General features: G+C 77.0%; 2 protein-coding genes. Both read right to left on the bottom strand.

Translation table 11 applies throughout. The features are described 5' to 3' along the window. Window positions 1-429: type II secretion system F family protein (locus H7I41_RS26800; RefSeq protein WP_264015677.1), on the bottom strand; the 429-nt coding region annotated here is incomplete at its 3' end. Then, window positions 426-1,067, bottom strand: coding sequence for a type II secretion system F family protein (locus H7I41_RS26795; protein ID WP_264015678.1), 642 nt, complete (start codon window positions 1,065-1,067; stop codon window positions 426-428). The genes H7I41_RS26800 and H7I41_RS26795, both read right to left, overlap by 4 nt. Window positions 1,068-1,090: the final 23 nt, after the last annotated feature.

The raw sequence follows: 1,090 nt of genomic DNA, 5'->3' as shown, positions 1-1,090 counted from the left end.
GGCGCTGCGGGACTCGACGGCCAGCTCGGCGACGCCCTGCGCCAGCGCGGCACCCGACGACGCCGACCGTCGCGCCAGGCGCAACAGCGCCTTGGTGTGCGGATTGGGCTCCGGACCGGTGTGCGACCACGCCGTCGCGGGATCGGCGCCGAGCGCCAGCAGATCCGACGCGCGGGAGAGGACGGCCGCCAGGGCGGGTGGCGCGGTCGGCGCGGTCGCCGCCGCCGCGGTGGACACCGCCATGCCCGACGACAGGCACGCCGCGAGCACGTCGAAGCTCGAGGCCGCGGCCAGCGGATCGGTCTCGGTGGCCGGCGAGGAGCGGCGCCGTGTCATGGGCGGCGCGGCCACGCCCGCGCGGGCGCGCACCCGCAGTGGATCGGCGGCGATGAACACGGCGACCGCCAACAGTATCGCCGCCCAGCTCACGCGACGACCCCCGCGGTGATGCGGTCCGACCACAGCAGACCCGCGCAGCCCAGCGAGACCCCGATCACCAGCAGCCAGCCACCCGGCCCGACGGACAGCAGGAAGCGGACGGGCTCGGCGCCGATGAGCTGGCCGAGGCCGATGCCGAGCACGGGCAGACAGGCCAGCATCGTCGCGGTGGTGCGTGCACCCGCCATCCCCGCGTTCACCCGCGCCGAGAACCGCTGCCGCTCAGCGACATCGCGTTGCGCCGCCCGCATCAGGGTGGCGATGGCCAGACCGTGTGTCTGCGCCAGCCGCCAGCTCACCGCGACCCGGTCCCAGTGTCCCGGCAGGGATGACCGAGCGGCGACGCTGTGCAGTCCCGCCGCCACGTCGGCGCCGAGGCGGGCCCGGGCCGCCACCGCCCGGAGCGCAGGCGCCACTGCCTCGTCGGCCTCGGCAGCCGCGACGCCGAATGCGGCGACGGGGTGGGCACCGGCCCGCAGTTCACCGGCGAGCACGTCGAGCGCCGCCTGCAGCGCAGCCGATTCCGCGGACCGCCGGCGCTGGGCACCGCGCCCGCGACGCCGGATCGCCAGAGTGCCTCCCACGATCACACCCGCGACCGCCACGGCGGCCGGGGCCAGCAGCGCCATGGCTACCGCCGCCGACGCGAGGC

It is taken from the genome of [Mycobacterium] manitobense (genome assembly GCF_025821665.1).
In the GTDB taxonomy this organism is placed as follows: domain Bacteria; phylum Actinomycetota; class Actinomycetes; order Mycobacteriales; family Mycobacteriaceae; genus Mycobacterium; species Mycobacterium arseniciresistens.
This window is presented reverse-complemented; position numbering and strand designations above follow the sequence as displayed.

Coding starts and splice junctions, on each gene's coding strand:
- H7I41_RS26795 (WP_264015678.1), bottom strand. CDS start 1,067: ATGGCGCTGCTGGCCCCGGCCGCCGTGGCGGTCGCGGGTGTGATCGTG.